At 51.0% G+C, this 14379-nt stretch carries 13 protein-coding genes; 4 read left to right on the forward strand and 9 right to left on the reverse strand.

Going from position 1 to position 14379, the window contains the following annotated elements; all coding sequences use genetic code 11:
- Positions 1–33 precede the first annotated feature (33 nt).
- Both IGW03_RS31615 and IGW03_RS31620 read left to right on the forward strand, forming a co-directional pair.
- Entirely contained in the window at positions 34–1002 is a 969-nt protein-coding gene (locus tag IGW03_RS31615) for a Bug family tripartite tricarboxylate transporter substrate binding protein (RefSeq protein WP_194726442.1), read from the forward strand.
- Positions 1003–1605: 603 nt separating this feature from the next.
- Entirely contained in the window at positions 1606–2673 is a 1068-nt protein-coding gene (locus IGW03_RS31620; RefSeq protein ID WP_194726443.1) for a porin, read from the forward strand.
- Positions 2674–3293: 620 nt separating this feature from the next.
- Here IGW03_RS31620 and IGW03_RS31625 read toward each other — a convergent pair.
- The gene (locus IGW03_RS31625) at positions 3294–4250 is read right to left on the reverse strand and encodes a PDR/VanB family oxidoreductase (protein WP_194726444.1); all 957 of its coding nucleotides are present in this window, start codon (positions 4248–4250) and stop codon (positions 3294–3296) included.
- A 52-nt stretch (positions 4251–4302) separates the two neighbouring features.
- Positions 4303–5199 (reverse strand): VOC family protein, encoded by an 897-nt coding sequence (locus IGW03_RS31630; RefSeq protein ID WP_194726445.1) that lies wholly within the window; start codon positions 5197–5199, stop codon positions 4303–4305.
- 37 nt (positions 5200–5236) lie between these two features.
- Here IGW03_RS31630 and IGW03_RS31635 point away from each other — a divergent pair, with 37 nt between their 5' ends.
- Complete coding sequence (locus IGW03_RS31635; RefSeq protein ID WP_194726446.1) at positions 5237–6160, forward strand: LysR family transcriptional regulator; 924 nt, start codon at positions 5237–5239, stop codon at positions 6158–6160.
- Positions 6161–6166: 6 nt separating this feature from the next.
- Here IGW03_RS31635 and IGW03_RS31640 read toward each other — a convergent pair whose 3' ends face one another.
- From IGW03_RS31640 to IGW03_RS31665, 6 genes are read right to left on the reverse strand one after another with little or no spacing between them, the layout of a single operon-like run.
- Positions 6167–7006 (reverse strand): NAD-dependent epimerase/dehydratase family protein, encoded by an 840-nt coding sequence (locus tag IGW03_RS31640; RefSeq protein ID WP_194726447.1) that lies wholly within the window; start codon positions 7004–7006, stop codon positions 6167–6169.
- Between the two features lie 15 nt (positions 7007–7021).
- On the reverse strand, positions 7022–8476 hold the full coding sequence (locus IGW03_RS31645) for an aldehyde dehydrogenase family protein (protein WP_194726448.1): 1455 nt from the start codon (positions 8474–8476) through the stop codon (positions 7022–7024).
- 38 nt (positions 8477–8514) lie between these two features.
- Complete coding sequence (locus IGW03_RS31650; protein ID WP_194726449.1) at positions 8515–9492, reverse strand: dihydrodipicolinate synthase family protein; 978 nt, start codon at positions 9490–9492, stop codon at positions 8515–8517.
- Positions 9493–9512: 20 nt separating this feature from the next.
- Positions 9513–9962: a nuclear transport factor 2 family protein gene (locus IGW03_RS31655; protein ID WP_194726450.1), complete on the reverse strand. Its 450-nt coding sequence runs from the start codon at positions 9960–9962 to the stop codon at positions 9513–9515.
- A gap of 2 nt (positions 9963–9964) precedes the next feature.
- Positions 9965–11320 carry a Rieske 2Fe-2S domain-containing protein gene (locus IGW03_RS31660; protein ID WP_194726451.1) on the reverse strand — a complete coding sequence of 452 codons (1356 nt, stop codon included), beginning with the start codon at positions 11318–11320 and terminating at the stop codon, positions 9965–9967.
- A gap of 44 nt (positions 11321–11364) precedes the next feature.
- Positions 11365–12330 carry a Bug family tripartite tricarboxylate transporter substrate binding protein gene (locus tag IGW03_RS31665; RefSeq protein WP_194726452.1) on the reverse strand — a complete coding sequence of 322 codons (966 nt, stop codon included), beginning with the start codon at positions 12328–12330 and terminating at the stop codon, positions 11365–11367.
- Between the two features lie 271 nt (positions 12331–12601).
- Here IGW03_RS31665 and IGW03_RS31670 point away from each other — a divergent pair, with 271 nt between their 5' ends.
- Positions 12602–13051 (forward strand): hemerythrin domain-containing protein, encoded by a 450-nt coding sequence (locus IGW03_RS31670; RefSeq protein ID WP_194726453.1) that lies wholly within the window; start codon positions 12602–12604, stop codon positions 13049–13051.
- A gap of 323 nt (positions 13052–13374) precedes the next feature.
- On the opposite strand, the gene IGW03_RS31675 is transcribed toward IGW03_RS31670, so the two are convergent.
- Positions 13375–14265 (reverse strand): NAD(P)/FAD-dependent oxidoreductase, encoded by an 891-nt coding sequence (locus tag IGW03_RS31675; RefSeq protein ID WP_323745050.1) that lies wholly within the window; start codon positions 14263–14265, stop codon positions 13375–13377.
- Between the last annotated feature and the right edge of the window lie 114 nt (positions 14266–14379).

The following is a 14379-nucleotide window of genomic DNA, read 5'->3' on the forward strand; positions in this document are numbered from 1 at the left end:
ACGACGCCGACTATTACAATTAGGAGACAAATTGTGAAGCTGCAATCATTACAGCGACTCATCGGAGTCGTTATGCTGTCGCTCGTCGGTACCGTTGGCGCACAAAACTACCCGACCATGCCGGTTAAAATCTACGTTCCCATCCCTCCCGGTGGAGCTCCTGACATTGCCGCCCGCGTCATCAGCCAGCAATTGAGCGAGGTACTGAAACAACCGATCGTAGTGGAAAATAAGCCGGGAGCCAACGGTATGATTGCAGGAGATGCGGTGGCAAAGTCTGCCCCTGACGGTCATACGCTTCTATTGACAATGGACAGTACCATAGTGGTGAACCCACACTTGTTTAAGAAACAACCCTATAATCCGCAAACTGACCTGATCCCCATCGCCAGCATCGCTTCCAATCAGTTCGTGTTGGCTATTAATCCTGCGCTTCCGGTAAAGAGCTTCGATGAGTTCATCGAGTACGCAAAAAAAGCCAAACCACCTTTGTATTATGCCTCTGGCGGCAATGGCAGTCAGCACCACTTGACAATGGAATTGCTTAAGCAGCGTGCCGGCATCACCCTATTACATGTTCCGTATAAGGGCGGCGCTGCTGCCACTGTTGCGACGGTCTCAGGCGAAACGTCCGTAATGTTTGCGGGTAGCTCGAATGCGGGTCAGATCAAGTCAGGAAAACTAAGGGCTATTGCTGTGACCAGCAAGAGTCGCACTGTAGATTATCCCGGGGTGCCGGCAATCGCCGAGTCTTATCCGGGATTTGAGTCGCGCATCTGGCTCGGCCTCTTTGCGCCATCCGGCACGCCCTCACAGACCATAGAGCGCTTGCGTAGTGAACTGGTGAAAATCCTCAAAAGGCCTGATGTCAAGGAACGCTTCAATACTGCAGGTGGAATGGACCCCTTCATTACTACTCCTGAGGAATTCGACGACCTCATGAAGAATGAGCTGGAAAAGTACGGAAGAATCGTAAAGTACGCTCATATAAAGCTGGACTGAGTACCAGCCTGGTTCCAAGGATGACGTAATAAATGAGCCGATGCATTTCGGCAGATGCAATAGTCTGCCGTCGGCTTACAACAACAATAGGATAGCCGTTCCAGCTAAATATTCTTTTCGCCTTGATCGCAGTATCTCAGGCCAGGGACAAAGCCAGAATTTGTTGAGGCTAGAAGGACGATAACGACAATAGGTATCGTGACGGTTATTTCGACAATTGGCTCGCCTTGGCAATCCCAAGCCAGAAACAACCATCGTATTGATTGTAATCCTGTTACGGGTACTGCGGCGAGGTGCCGTGGCCCGTACCTTGGCAATTGATACGAATATTAATAAACATGATGCCTTGTATTGCGTTATGAAATTGACGCGCCATGCGATATCAACAAAACTGATCGAATCTTACGCATTACTAACAACCATTTTTCGAAGCCGAATGTATTAAACGGATCCCGTATATCGAGACCAAAGTTCTAAGAATCATGAAAACGGACTTGCGATCAGACCAACGATCTTCACTAATTTAATAAAGTGCAGACGCATGTCGATGTTTTTTATATACGTTCTGTTGCAGAAATTCAGACACTAACCAAGGAGACAATAATGCAGAAGTGTGTGGCGAAAGGGTGTATCGGGGCGGTGCTTTTGGTTTTCGGAATGTCAGCCAATTCACAAACCAACAGCGTCCAAGTTTATGGACAAGCTGATGCCGGGGTCGAGTACGTCAACAAGGTCCGAACCGGCGGCGTTGGATCTGCAACTGAAAGCGTCACACGACTGCAGTCTGGCAGCGCATCTAGTTCGCGTCTTGGCTTTCGGGGACGTGAAGATCTGGGCAGCGGCTTGACCGCACTGTTCGCACTTGAAAACGGATTTGCCATCGATAATGGCGCCTTAAGCCAAGGCGGCCGGCTTTTTGGCCGACATGCTTATGTCGGTCTCAGCAGCAAGACATTGGGTGAGCTGCAAATCGGCCGGGAAACTACTGCAATCTACGATTTTGGATTGGTCTTTGACCCCGTTGCGGCGTCCCGCTATTCAGCGGTGGTATTTGACGCAGCGTACGCAGGGCGTGCAGACAATGCTTTGAAATACATAGGCACCTACGGTGGAGTTAAGGCCATAGCCCAGTACAGCTTTGGCTATGATAGTCTGGTCGCTAATGGCGGTGAGCTTGCGGGCGCATATCGCGTAGGAAAGGAAATGGGCTTGCATTTACTCTATACTGCAGGCCCGTTCGCAGTAGGTGCTGCATACGATCGACAAAACGGAACGTCAATTGCCACCCAGTTTAACAAAACTGAACGCAAGGTTGTCGGCGCCTCGTACACTCTGCAACCGTTCACTATGTATGCGGCATATCAGCGCCAGACAGTCAAGACGCCGATTTCCGCTGTCGACACCGACCTTTACTGGATTGGAGCGCAATATCGAGCTACAAACGCTTTGTTAATTTCTCCAACACTTTACTTCAATGATCCTGATGGAGGTGAGAATCGGTCAACCATGTTCACGGTGATGGCCAACTATGCCGTATCTAAGCGCACCGATTTCTACACCGAGCTTGCATTCATGAAGAACCAGGATACCGCAACATTGGGAATGGGCGGGGCGGTCAATCCAGGAGACAGTCAAGCTGCTATTATCGTCGGGATAAGGCACCGCTTTTAACGGCAAAGGTACAATAGCGAACGCCGGCCACGCCGGCGAACTTAATTGATCAGCAGGCCTCATCATGTTGATGATGCCCTGCTAAAGTTGCCGCATATAGCTGCTGAAGTCGTCAAAGATCAGTATGTCGCAGTAGTTATCGAGGACTCCACGCGATGTCGGCCGGCGTATTATTGAGTCAAGGAAAAAGTATAGCACCATCGGAGTCCTGCGCATTCTCACCGCGATTCCTGCTCACCATGTGACCCAAAGAACATCAACGCGCGTCATCAGGGCCGCTTCATTAGCGGCCTTAACGGGCGACCATCCATTCCGATCGCCGTCTGCCAATCAAGCATAGATCATCCACATCGCTTTCATAGCAACGGTGCTTAACCTGACAGCGATTCTGGACCTGGCAAGCCGTCGGCTCGTCGGATGCTCAATGAGCAAGCGATCAATGTCGGACTGGTGCGGGTACTGCTCAGCGCCTGCCGACAGCCCAAGCCGCCATCGGGGATCTTATGCAACATTCCGGTCAGGTAGTCAGTATGCCTGCTGAGTGTAGCGAAGCAGAATGGCTTGATGATGGGTATCAATATATTGGCGAAGAGAGATTCGTTCGCCAAGATCAATTTCAATTATAGATCGAGCACCAGCATTTTCGTTTTAGAACGCGAGCAACATGGAGTAAGCTGATCATTCGAGGCATGTTCCGAGTCAGTAAGGTAAACGTCTCTGTGCATTGGGATGCCATCCAGTACCCGGGTGACGCATGTGCCGCACACGCCTTGTTCGCAGGCGACCGGAATGTCGATTCCGTGATTTGTAAGAACACTTGTAATGGATTGGCCAACCGGAATAATGAATCGTTCGCCGCTGCTGGCGATTTGTACCTCGAATTCCTGGTCGTTCGATATATCCTGAGGCGCTGCAGCGAAATGCTCGTAGTGTATCTGTTCTTCGGGCCAGCCTTTTGCCTTTGCGGTACTACAAACATGTTCAATGAAGCCGCTTGGGCCGCATACATACAAGTGGCTGCCGGAGTTATGCTTCGTGAGCTCTGCGGGCACATCCAGCTTTTGCTCTTGATTGCCAGTATCGAAATGAAAATGAACATACTGGGAAAGCGGCGAATTGCGAATGTAATCATAAAATGCAGTACGCTCGACTGAGCGAGTACAGTAATGCATCTCGAAGCTGGCGCCAGCAGTAAGCAAGCGCTCGGCCATGCAGAGAACCGGGGTAATGCCGATCCCGCCAGCGAAGAGGAGCGAATGCGTGGCTCTGACCAAAGGGAAGTGGTTTCGAGGCGTACTGATTGTCAGGATATCCCCTACGCGAATGCTGTCATGAACGTAGGACGAGCCACCTCTGGAACTTTCTTCGCGGAGAACTGCTATCAGGTAGCGGTGCCGATCAGAAGGATCATTGCATAGCGAATATTGGCGTACTAGGCCGTTACCCAAATGCAGGTCTATATGCGCGCCTGCACTGAACGCGGGAAGTGGTCTGCCATCGCTGCTTGCAAGTTCCAAGCTTCGAATGCCAAGGGCTTCCGTGGCTTTTTTTATTACCTTGACGGATAGTGTATCCATGGTATGTCACGCTGAGTGATGAAGGTTTTTTAAGAACGGAACGAGCGGTTTGTTAACCATTGACTCGACCGGACATGGATGCGATTAAACGGTCGGACGGCTTGCGAGCCATTCCCCATCGACACGGTCTTTTCGGGAAGGCGGCCCAGTAATTGGCGTCTTGCGGCTGGAAAACGTCTTCATCAACTTGCTGCATATCGCAGGTGTACTCAATTGCGAAGCCGTCCGGGTCAATGAAGTACGAAAAGACATTGTTGCCTGGACCGTGCCGGCCCAGTCCCCATTCGACGTTATAACCATGTTCGGCGAGACGCCCCGCACCGTACATCAATGCGTCAATATCGGGCAATTCAAATGCGGCGTGGTTGAGCGATAGGTTAGTACCATGGGCGATGGCGATAGTATGGTGGTCTTGTCCACATCTCAGGAATTCCATACGCTGGGTGGAGTCACTGAGACGGAAGCCGAGCACATCAACGAAAAACCCGCATTGGCTCGCGGTATCCTCGCTATTGAGGACCACATGCGTCAGTTTGTATGGTGTCGTGACGTCACCGAACGATGTTTGCCATTCTTTCACGGCGCTTGAAATGCTTACTCGCAGTCCCTCAGGGCCGATCATCGTAAATCCATAGCCGCCGCCAGCGCATTCAGGCAGCGGTATCGGTTCATTCTCTATTGTGATACTTGCCGACTTGGCTTTGTCATACAGAGAATCGACGCAGTCCTTGTCGCGGGTGGCTAGCGTGATTCCGACGAGGCCAGGGGCTTTTGCCGCTTTAAGCGTTACGACGTGATGTTCTGCGGCGCGCGCGCGCAAATGCACGATGCCGCCATCTGATGAGACCGGTTGCAATCCCCAGGCTTCAGAATAGAATTGTACAGATCGGTCTAGATCTGTCACCGCAAGTTCGATGTTACGTAGAGATGTGATCACGGTGCTTTCCATAGGATCGTAATGCTATTTAGGATAATGTTGGTGCAAAATGAACATAAACACGTTTGACTTCAACTTGTTGAGGGTTTTCGACGCAGTGATGAAGGAGGGAAGCCTCACCATAGCCGGGACGCGTCTTGGTCTGAGCCAGTCGGCGATGAGCCATGCGGTAAACCGCCTGCGACAAACGTTTAATGACCCGCTCTTTGTTAGAACCACTCGTGGAATGAAGCCGACTCCTTTTGCACAGAAGCTGGCCGGACCCGTGGCGGAAGCCATTCATGCGGTTAGGAACACCCTCGAGTTGGACATGCCGTTCGATCCTGCCTCCTCGGACCGGGTGTTCAATCTGCTGATGACGGACATTGCTGAATTGATTTTCCTCCCTCGTCTCATTCCATACTTGAAGGAGGTTGCGCCACGAGTACAGATCATTTCGACGCAAATGGAGCGGTCGCGGTATCGCGACGCGCTTGAGCAGGGAAGTGCCGATCTTGCGATCGGCCAAATACCTCAAACCCATAAGGATTTCTATCAACAATATCTGTTCGATGAACCTTTGGTCTGCTTGACGAGGAAAGACCATCCAGCAATTGGAGACAAGATCACCATGGAGCAGTTGATGTCGACCGAGCAGGTTGCAGTGTCGACGCCAGCACTGGTGGAGGCTGTCGTGAGTAAAGCGCTTGGCAAACGGGCAGTGCGACGGAGAATTGTTTTGCAAACGCCACACTATGCGGTGGTTCCTACCATTCTGGCTAAAACTGATATGGTTGCTATTGTCCCCGTTCATGTGGCAATCACTTTCGCGCGGCTGGCAGAATTCAAAACCCTCCCGTTGCCGTTCAAAGTACCGGCAATCAAAGTGACTCAGTTTTGGCATCAACGGTCGCATCATGATCATGGCCACATATGGCTTCGCTCTGTCCTCGCCGATCTGTTCAGAGAACCGTCGAAAAGGCGAATGGATTGACTATCGTTACAATATATCTTCCCAAACGTGCATGGCGCGAAAGCCCAATTCCCGTTCAGCGCGCGAACAGTCGATCCCGCTCCAATTTCCGTCTGCGGGCGTCCGGATTTCTTTTAAATCAGGCAGGAAACGCTCGATGAGTTGACGAGTAGGTTCTCTCATGTTGCTGCTGGGCGCAGCAGCATTGTAGACACGGTGTCCGCTGAATGGCGTTTCTGCGGCAAGTCGACAGACGATAGCGGCATCCCGTACATCGATGTAACTCCAGAATCCGGGGCGTCTAAACCCCGGGTCCTTCATCAAGTGATTGATCCGATGGAACTCTGGATCATAGTTAACTCCCGGGAGTCGAAGGCTCGCGATGCTCATTCGTTCTGTCTGCACGAAAGCATCGGCCAGTCGTTCCGCCATCACCTTTGACAGTCCATATGGATCGGTCGGTCTGCAGGGATGGTTTTCGTCAACCGGAAGATAATCAGGGCTTTCGCCGTTGAGGCCGTACAAATAGCCATACGCGGCGATGCTCGAGGCGAGTACAACTCGCCCTACACCTGCATACGAGGCGGCCCGCATGACGTTATAAGTCATGTTGACGTTATCATTGAACGTTGCGCAATCCGTCGTTAAGTTTGGCGCGATATGAGCCGCAAGATGAACTATGGCCGCGGCACCCTCGCACGCTTCAAATAAGGCGGAAGGATTGAGAAGATCGACACTCCAGGACGGACGGTGGCCATTCGGGTGTGGCTTGCGGTCGAGACTTAACACATCGTGGCCATGCTCGCATAGCTCACGCACGACTGCTTGCCCAAGCTGGCCGCTGCCTCCGGTAACAACGATTTTCATACGCTATACTCCAATTCAAGCAAGCTTCATGTGAATCGACTTCGTTTCCGTATAACCCAACAACTCCTCCAGCCCTTCCTCGCGGCCTAGACCACTGTTTTTGAAGCCCCCGAATGGTGTCCCGTAGAAGTGGCTTGAGGCTCCATTGATCCAGACGTAACCCGATTTGACATTTCTTGCCATTCGCAATGCTGTCTTTATGTCATTGGTCCATATTGAAGCCGTTAAGCCATATTCAGTGGAGTTCGCTATTGCCAGCGCTTCAGCCTCGTCGCGCCAACTAAACACGGAGAGTACAGGACCAAATATTTCCTCACGGCCGATGTACATCTTGGAATTCACATCGGAAAACACGGTTGGTTCCAACCAGTATCCCTTTTCAAACTGTTTGCCAAGGGGACGTTTCCCACCATGTTTCAGCGTCGCGCCTTCGTTCAATCCGGATTGCACCATTGAACATACACGCTCATAGTGGCGGCGCGAATTCAAAGGTCCCATCTGAGAGTTCGGGTCCAGTGGATCACCAAGCCGCAGCTCTGCCACACGTTCGACTACGCGCTTGAGCACGGCTGCATGCAGTGATTCGTGCACGAGAAGCCGGCTGGTTGAACCGCATGATTGACCCGACCAGGCGAAATTCATTGCGTTAACCGCAACTTCGGCAATCTTATCCGGATCCATATCCGGAAATGCAATCAGGGGGTTTTTTCCACCAAGTTCAAGCGTGATGGCTTTGATGCCGGTTTCCGCAGCAGCACGTTGAATCGCCATTCCTGTCGGCACCGAGCCGGTAAACGCAATACGTTTGATGACTGGATGGCGCACGATGGCATCACCTGTGGGCATTCCGTTGCCGGTGACGATATTTACCACTCCTCGCGGCAAGATGTCACGACAAATCTCCCCCAGAATTTCCGCCGACAGCGGGCTCTGCTCTGGCGGTTTAAGCACTACGGAATTTCCGGCCATGAGAGGCGCGGCAATAGCATGAGCGGCGAACTTGATAGGATGGTTGAACGGAACAATTCTTCCTACTACGCCGTACGGCTCACGCACCGTGATATGAAGGTTCTCCGAGCTTGCCGGGATGGTTTCACCTTTGATCTCAGTACCCAAGCCAGCGAAAAATTCCATTGCATGAGCCGCGTGCTCGACATCACCCTTCATTTTAGTGATGGTATTGCCGGTATCCTGGACTTCCAGTTTCAAGACTTCGTCAGCTCGGGCACGCAGTGCCTGGGCGACCTGTCTCACAAGCTTGCCGCGTGCGTTAGGATCCATGGCAGCCCATGCCGGCTGAGCTCTTTCAGCTGCTGCTACAGCCTTGTGCACATCGGCTGCGGTTGCAGCTGCGGAGTAGCCGATGATTTCTTCATTGGCGGGATTGTCGGATGCGAGCCATTCGCCGGATTCACTGGCTACCATCTGCCCGTCGATCAGCATCTGGCTATGTCTGATTTGCCCATTCATATGTTATGCCTTAGTCAAAATTTGAGTAATCGAAGGGATCAGGCCAGAACTGGTTTGGCATACTTCGCCTGCAAGGTTGCCCAGCGCTTTCCGCATGCACTTGATGCTTCTCTATATTCTTCCGAAAGGTCGTCATACGGCGGACGAATCGGACCTGCGTTGCAATAGCCGGCAGCATTAATGCGTGTTTTCTCGACCTGGATATTTGTCTGGGCGAAGATGTCCGGGTTGGCAAATATTGGTTTAACGGGTTCGTTCGCCCACGCGATATCTGCAGCGATCTGTGCGATCAAGTCTTCATTGCGTGCATTCAACGCATTCATGAGTTCGCGCAATGCGGCTGGACCCATGCCGGCAGCGGTGGCCCAGAAGGCAGTTGTCGTATCAGGCGACAGTGCATAGAAATTCTGGACTGTCATCTCGTTAGGCATGATGTTGATGCGGCCTTCAGTTGCTGTAACGAGTTCGACGAGATCTTTGGGGCGGGATAACTTTGCCGACACAACAGTCGGTGCTGATCGGGCGATCTCTTTCCAAAATTCCAGGGGAAATGTATAGCGGAATGCACGGGCATTGGCATAAATCATGATTGCAACATCGCTAAAACACTCAGACATACCGCGATAGAAATCTACCGCCGACTGTGTCGTCAGCGGTTGCCACATCGGTGGACCAAGCAAAGTTCCATCCGCGCGGCAGTCACGGATGAATTTCATTCTGCTGGCCACCTCATGGGCGCCCAGAGCAGTCGTACCTAGGAAAACCGGTATGCGACGGCCTACTGTTTCGGTAACGCAGCCTACAAATGCTTCATAGTCAGGACGGGACAATGTTGCGCATTCACCTGTCGTGCCAAGACCAATTATTCCAGATGCGCCGTCCTCAATCAGCGCATTCACCATTCTTTCCGTCTCATTCAAGTCGACGGTGTCGACCGCATCGATGCGACTTGCGTTTGATTTTGCGGGCGTTGGCAAAATTGCGTAGAAGCCCTTTATATCCTTTGCATTTAACATGCTTGTTTCCTTGATGTGTACTAATTGCCGTAGATAGTGACTCGTTCCCGATTGACCATAATGGCTCGGCTGGTCTTACGTTGGAACTTCCATTCGCCATTGATACAGACCAGTTGGTCGCGGTGTCTTAGGACGCCAAGCGGAAGGACTACCGGCGCAGGCCCCTTCGATTCTTTCCAGCCTTCGTGTCGGTAGAGGGTGATGTACTGCGTTGTATTGGCGTGGACATCATCAATGATGTCCACACAGACATTTGTTACAAGATGTGCTGTCAGCCAGTCATCACGTTCGCGCATTGCTTCAAGAATGTTGCCTTTACCAACTAGTTCAACGTTAAGACGGGTCCAGGAGCCGTCATCGGCGAACAATTCTGCTAGTTCTTGATAACGCTTTTCGTCGAGGTAACGGTAGAACTTCAGGATATGCTGAGTGCAATCCCATTCTATCGCCCGCGCCAGACTGCGTTCCATTGTCATTTCGTTTCCCCTGCTGTATCTGTAAATACAGGATTTCCGTCGCTGTCGCGAATCAGCCCACGGCCATCCTCGGAGGAAGGCATGTTTTCGGAACTAAGCCGCAATTCGCTTTGATTCGCGAAGCCCTTGTAGGTATCGACTTTGAATATGCCGTCAGCATCAAGTGGGATAGTTTTGGGTTTCTCTCCCTGTGCCACCGCTTCCATAGATTTGCGCCATAGGCGCCTGAGCAAGGAGACACCGATGTCCGATGACGCTAGATATTCGGACTCCCGGTCAGGGATCACGCCTTGCGACTCCTGGATGACCAGATCTTCGACCGGTGGTAGACCTTCCCATGCCGGATATTTTCTGTAATCATAATCCTTCTTTTCGCCGAGTCCGCTGATACCCTCTGCTAAACCGCGCGATACATCGCTTGCTCGCGGATAGAACGTGCTACGGAAGTTACCTGGTCGAATTAAGGTATAGCGAAAGATTTCGAAATGTCCATCATCGATAATTCGTAGCATTCCTCCTGATTCCCTACGGTCATCTGTAAAGTCAGGTGGCAGACCTGCGGAGATTCCTCCGAAGCGCCAGTAGAACGGCATCGCGATGCTCCATGTGTTAACGAACTTCTTATCTGGAGTGGCTGTGTCGTGGACCAGCACGCTTTTCATGCCATAGTCGGTCTCAAAGCAGCGATGAGTGATCTTTCTCCAGTCAGTATTAACCGACATGTCGCAGTAGGGCTGAATCTCCTCCGGGGCTGATCCAGGCGCGAGCATATGCAGTACGTACACATGGCCCATATCGGCAAAATTCTCAAGGAAATTCTGGTAGTTGTAGTTCCGTACATCGCCACGCTGCACCACAAGCTCCCCATCCGTGCGTGCAAGGATATCGATTTTTGGCAAAGGCGGCGGATTTTCCTTATCCGTGCCCATATAGCCCCATACAATACCTCCCCATTCCTGCGCCGGATACCATGGATGCTTAACCTGTTCTTTAAGCCTACTACGCTCTGGTTCAAGAGGAGTGTCGACACAGCGACCACGGCCGTCAAAGGTCCATCCATGGTAGGAGCATGACAAGCCATTTTCTTTGATTTGACCATATGCAAGTGAAGCCCGACGGTGTGGGCAACGTGAATCTACAAGATTCACTGATCCATCGTAGGCCCTAAAGGCGACCAGGTCTTCGCCTAGCATCCGAACCGGATAAGGCAGATCCTTCAGATCCTCTGACAGGCAAATGGGATGCCAGTATTGCCTTAGCATTGCTCCAGCAAGTGTTCCGGGCCCGGTTTTGGGAAATTCTTTCAAAAACTCAGATGCAGGAGTACTGTGTTTTGTTTCTGGCATGTCCATGTTGGTTTTCCAAAGTTGTATGGCGAAAAGCAAGCCACTGGCATTTAGTCAATCTGTGCGCCAGTACTGATGACTAGTTTCTTGTACGAGGCAAGCTCCTTGCGGATCGTTTCAGTGAATTCTTCAGGGGTGGAACCGACGCCTTCAACGCCGAGCGCCTGTAATCGCTGTTGCACATCGGGTGCACGTGCGGCTTTATTCACTTCGGCGTTCAACGTTTTCACGATTGACTGCGGAGTGCCAGCAGGTGCAAGGACGCCAAGCGTAATACTGATATTGAAATCCGGGACGCCGGATTCCGCCATGGTCGGAATCTCGGGACTAAGAGAGCTTCGCTGCCCAGTCGCTATTGCCAAAACTTTGAGCTTTCCTGCCTTCGCGTAAGGTGTGGCCACGTTAAGTCCAATAAAGGCCAAACTCACTTCATTTGATACCAAAGCAGGTGCAGTTTGTGATGCACCTTTGTATGGAATGTGCGTTAAGTCGATGCGAGACAACGACTTAAACAGTTCCATGGAAAGGTGATGCGCGCTGCCATTGCCTGAGGAGCCATAAGGTAAGCCAGGCTTCTGTTTAGCCAAAGCGATTAGTTCTTTTACATTAGAAACTTTTAATTCAGGATTGACTGCGAGGTAGACTGGTGAAGTCGCAGCCAGCGAAATTGGAAGCAAAACTTTGAGGGGATCAAAATTTACTTTCCGATATAAACTAGGAGTAATGGAGTAGACCGATGAATCTGCCACCAAAAGGGTGTAGCCATCTGGAGCTGAATTCGTAACAATATTTGATGCAACTAAGCCGCCGCCGCCAGGCCGATTTTCGACTATGACTGGCTGTCCTATACTTTCTGACATCTTTTGGCCGAGCGTACGCGCAAGAATGTCCGGGGAGCCACCAGGCTGATAAGGGACGATGAGTCTAATTGTCTTAGATGGAAATGTCTCTGCATAAGTTGCTTGATGGCAAAACGAGGCCATGACGCTGACCGTCATGAGTATTTTTCTTAGCATTTCGTCTCCTTGATTGGTAACCGGGCGCGTACTCACTGCACTCGTAATAGGGATTTGAACCTGACTAACTGCAACAAGCTTAGCGGTCACATGCATATCTGTCGAATTAATAAAAGGCATTCGACAAATGAATGAAATGCATATCGAGATGGTGTATGTCGGTACGACGAATCGGTAGACTTCACGTGTGGTCAACTACTTTTGCGAAGTTCTGCAGGCGAAAGAGGCGACTTGTAAAAGTATTAATTGTTTAGGATGATGGAGAATAGTGATGAAGGCTGACATTGCTTTTGCTTGGCATGATGGGTTTAAGTTGGGTTACATGCCAATGGACGAGACCCACGAGGAATTCGTCGTGATTGTTAACGCGATGCTCGTATGTCCAGAGAGTAACCTTTTGCGGTATCTAGAAGAGTTCATGGCCCACGCCGAGTCTCACTTTGCCCAAGAGCTTGCATGGATGATGGAAACTGCTTACCCTAACACTGACTGTCATGTAGAACAGCATGACGCAGTGCTGAAATCAGTTAAAGAGGTACATGCGTATCTCCTCGAGGGTGGTGACGCATCTGAAGCTAGACGCTTGGCTCAATCGTTGGCGTCCTGGTTTCCCGGACATGCAGATTATCTTGATTCGGCGCTTGCACATTGGATGGTTAAGAAAAAATTTGGAGGAGTACCTATTGTGTTACGGCGAAATTTAGGTACCCATCTGCCTTAAGGCGCTCGATATAGTGAGCTTCTTATCCAACGTAGTGCGTCAAAATAGAGCAGGAGGACAACCACGCCCATACCGACGACAAAATAAAGTAACGCGCTTTGCAAAGTGCTTGGAGTCACAAAAGCTGATGCTACATCTTGGCGATAATGTCAGAATTTTTCTGAGACCTCTCTGTTGATAATGTCAGAAAATCAGCCACCGAACGAAACTCGATGTCATACGGAGGCTGTAGCAAACGTTCTATAATAGTAAAGACGCTACTTGGTACCGGTTTTATTTCTGATGCTTTAACGAAGTATCTCTAAGAAAGTTCGAACACCTCCTTACTGCGTGTTTAGCCCTTTGCTAAGATCGGCCAAGTCGGCGACATTAACAGCAGCACCTTTTTTCATCAATCTTTTCACCTGTTTCATATCACGTGGCGAGTTCACTGATACTGCAGCTGTAATCTTATTGCCATTAACCTGGAATAGAGTAAATTTTCGATCACTGAGCGAACCGCGCAGTACCAGACTAGCATCTTGCCGCGATAGTCCAATCATTTGCACCTGGAGATCATACTGGTCGGACCAGAACCAAGGGATGTCGTCGTAGCAGATGTGTTCACCGGCTATAGCCCGTCCAACGACAATACCTTGGTTCTGTGCATTAGCCCAAGACTCAAGTCTTAGGCGCTCACTAGCCCATCGAGAAGAAAAACAAGTGACGTCTCCGGCCGCGTAGATGTTTTCATCCGATGTCCGGCCTTGCTCGTCCACTTCGATGCCGTTAGAGACTGCTAATCCAGCCGCCTGCGCCAGTTCCATATTAGGCACCAAGCCAATGCCGACTAATACCATGTCAGCCATTAAAGGTACGCGCATGCCATCGATTTCCGCAACAATTCGGCCGTCGTCATGCTGATTCAGTGCGCGCACGCATCTGGAGAGGACCACTTCTACTCCATTCCTAAGATGTTCTCTAAGCAAGAATTCAGAGATCTCTGCTGGCAGCGAACGGGCGCAGAGGCGATCCGCAGCTTCCACAATTGTGACCGTCAATCCCTTTTCCCTTGCTGTTGCCGCTACTTCGAGGCCGATCCAGCCGCCGCCAATGATGAGAAGATGCTTGCCTGGTGATAGGCCTGCAGAGATTGCTGAGGCATCGTAAAGGGTACGCAATGTGTGTACACCAGACAGATGGTCTATAGAAAAGTAAGCGCTCGGCGAAGGCACCTTGAATCGAAACGCGCTGATCGGCGAGGATCGTGTCCACCAACGAACGAAATGGACACGTGTACATCATGGAAGAGAGTGCTGAGGTAAAACCGACCCGCCGCCGACGGCATA

It is taken from the genome of Noviherbaspirillum malthae (genome assembly GCF_015352985.1).
In the GTDB taxonomy this organism is placed as follows: domain Bacteria; phylum Pseudomonadota; class Gammaproteobacteria; order Burkholderiales; family Burkholderiaceae_D; genus Noviherbaspirillum; species Noviherbaspirillum malthae.

Coding starts and splice junctions, on each gene's coding strand:
- IGW03_RS31620 (WP_194726443.1), top strand. CDS start 1,606: ATGCAGAAGTGTGTGGCGAAAGGGTGTATCGGGGCGGTGCTTTTGGTT.
- IGW03_RS31665 (WP_194726452.1), bottom strand. CDS start 12,330: ATGCTAAGAAAAATACTCATGACGGTCAGCGTCATGGCCTCGTTTTGC.
- IGW03_RS31645 (WP_194726448.1), bottom strand. CDS start 8,476: ATGAATGGGCAAATCAGACATAGCCAGATGCTGATCGACGGGCAGATG.
- IGW03_RS31670 (WP_194726453.1), top strand. CDS start 12,602: ATGAAGGCTGACATTGCTTTTGCTTGGCATGATGGGTTTAAGTTGGGT.
- IGW03_RS31635 (WP_194726446.1), top strand. CDS start 5,237: ATGAACATAAACACGTTTGACTTCAACTTGTTGAGGGTTTTCGACGCA.
- IGW03_RS31630 (WP_194726445.1), bottom strand. CDS start 5,199: ATGGAAAGCACCGTGATCACATCTCTACGTAACATCGAACTTGCGGTG.
- IGW03_RS31650 (WP_194726449.1), bottom strand. CDS start 9,492: ATGTTAAATGCAAAGGATATAAAGGGCTTCTACGCAATTTTGCCAACG.
- IGW03_RS31660 (WP_194726451.1), bottom strand. CDS start 11,320: ATGGACATGCCAGAAACAAAACACAGTACTCCTGCATCTGAGTTTTTG.
- IGW03_RS31640 (WP_194726447.1), bottom strand. CDS start 7,006: ATGAAAATCGTTGTTACCGGAGGCAGCGGCCAGCTTGGGCAAGCAGTC.
- IGW03_RS31655 (WP_194726450.1), bottom strand. CDS start 9,962: ATGGAACGCAGTCTGGCGCGGGCGATAGAATGGGATTGCACTCAGCAT.
- IGW03_RS31625 (WP_194726444.1), bottom strand. CDS start 4,250: ATGGATACACTATCCGTCAAGGTAATAAAAAAAGCCACGGAAGCCCTT.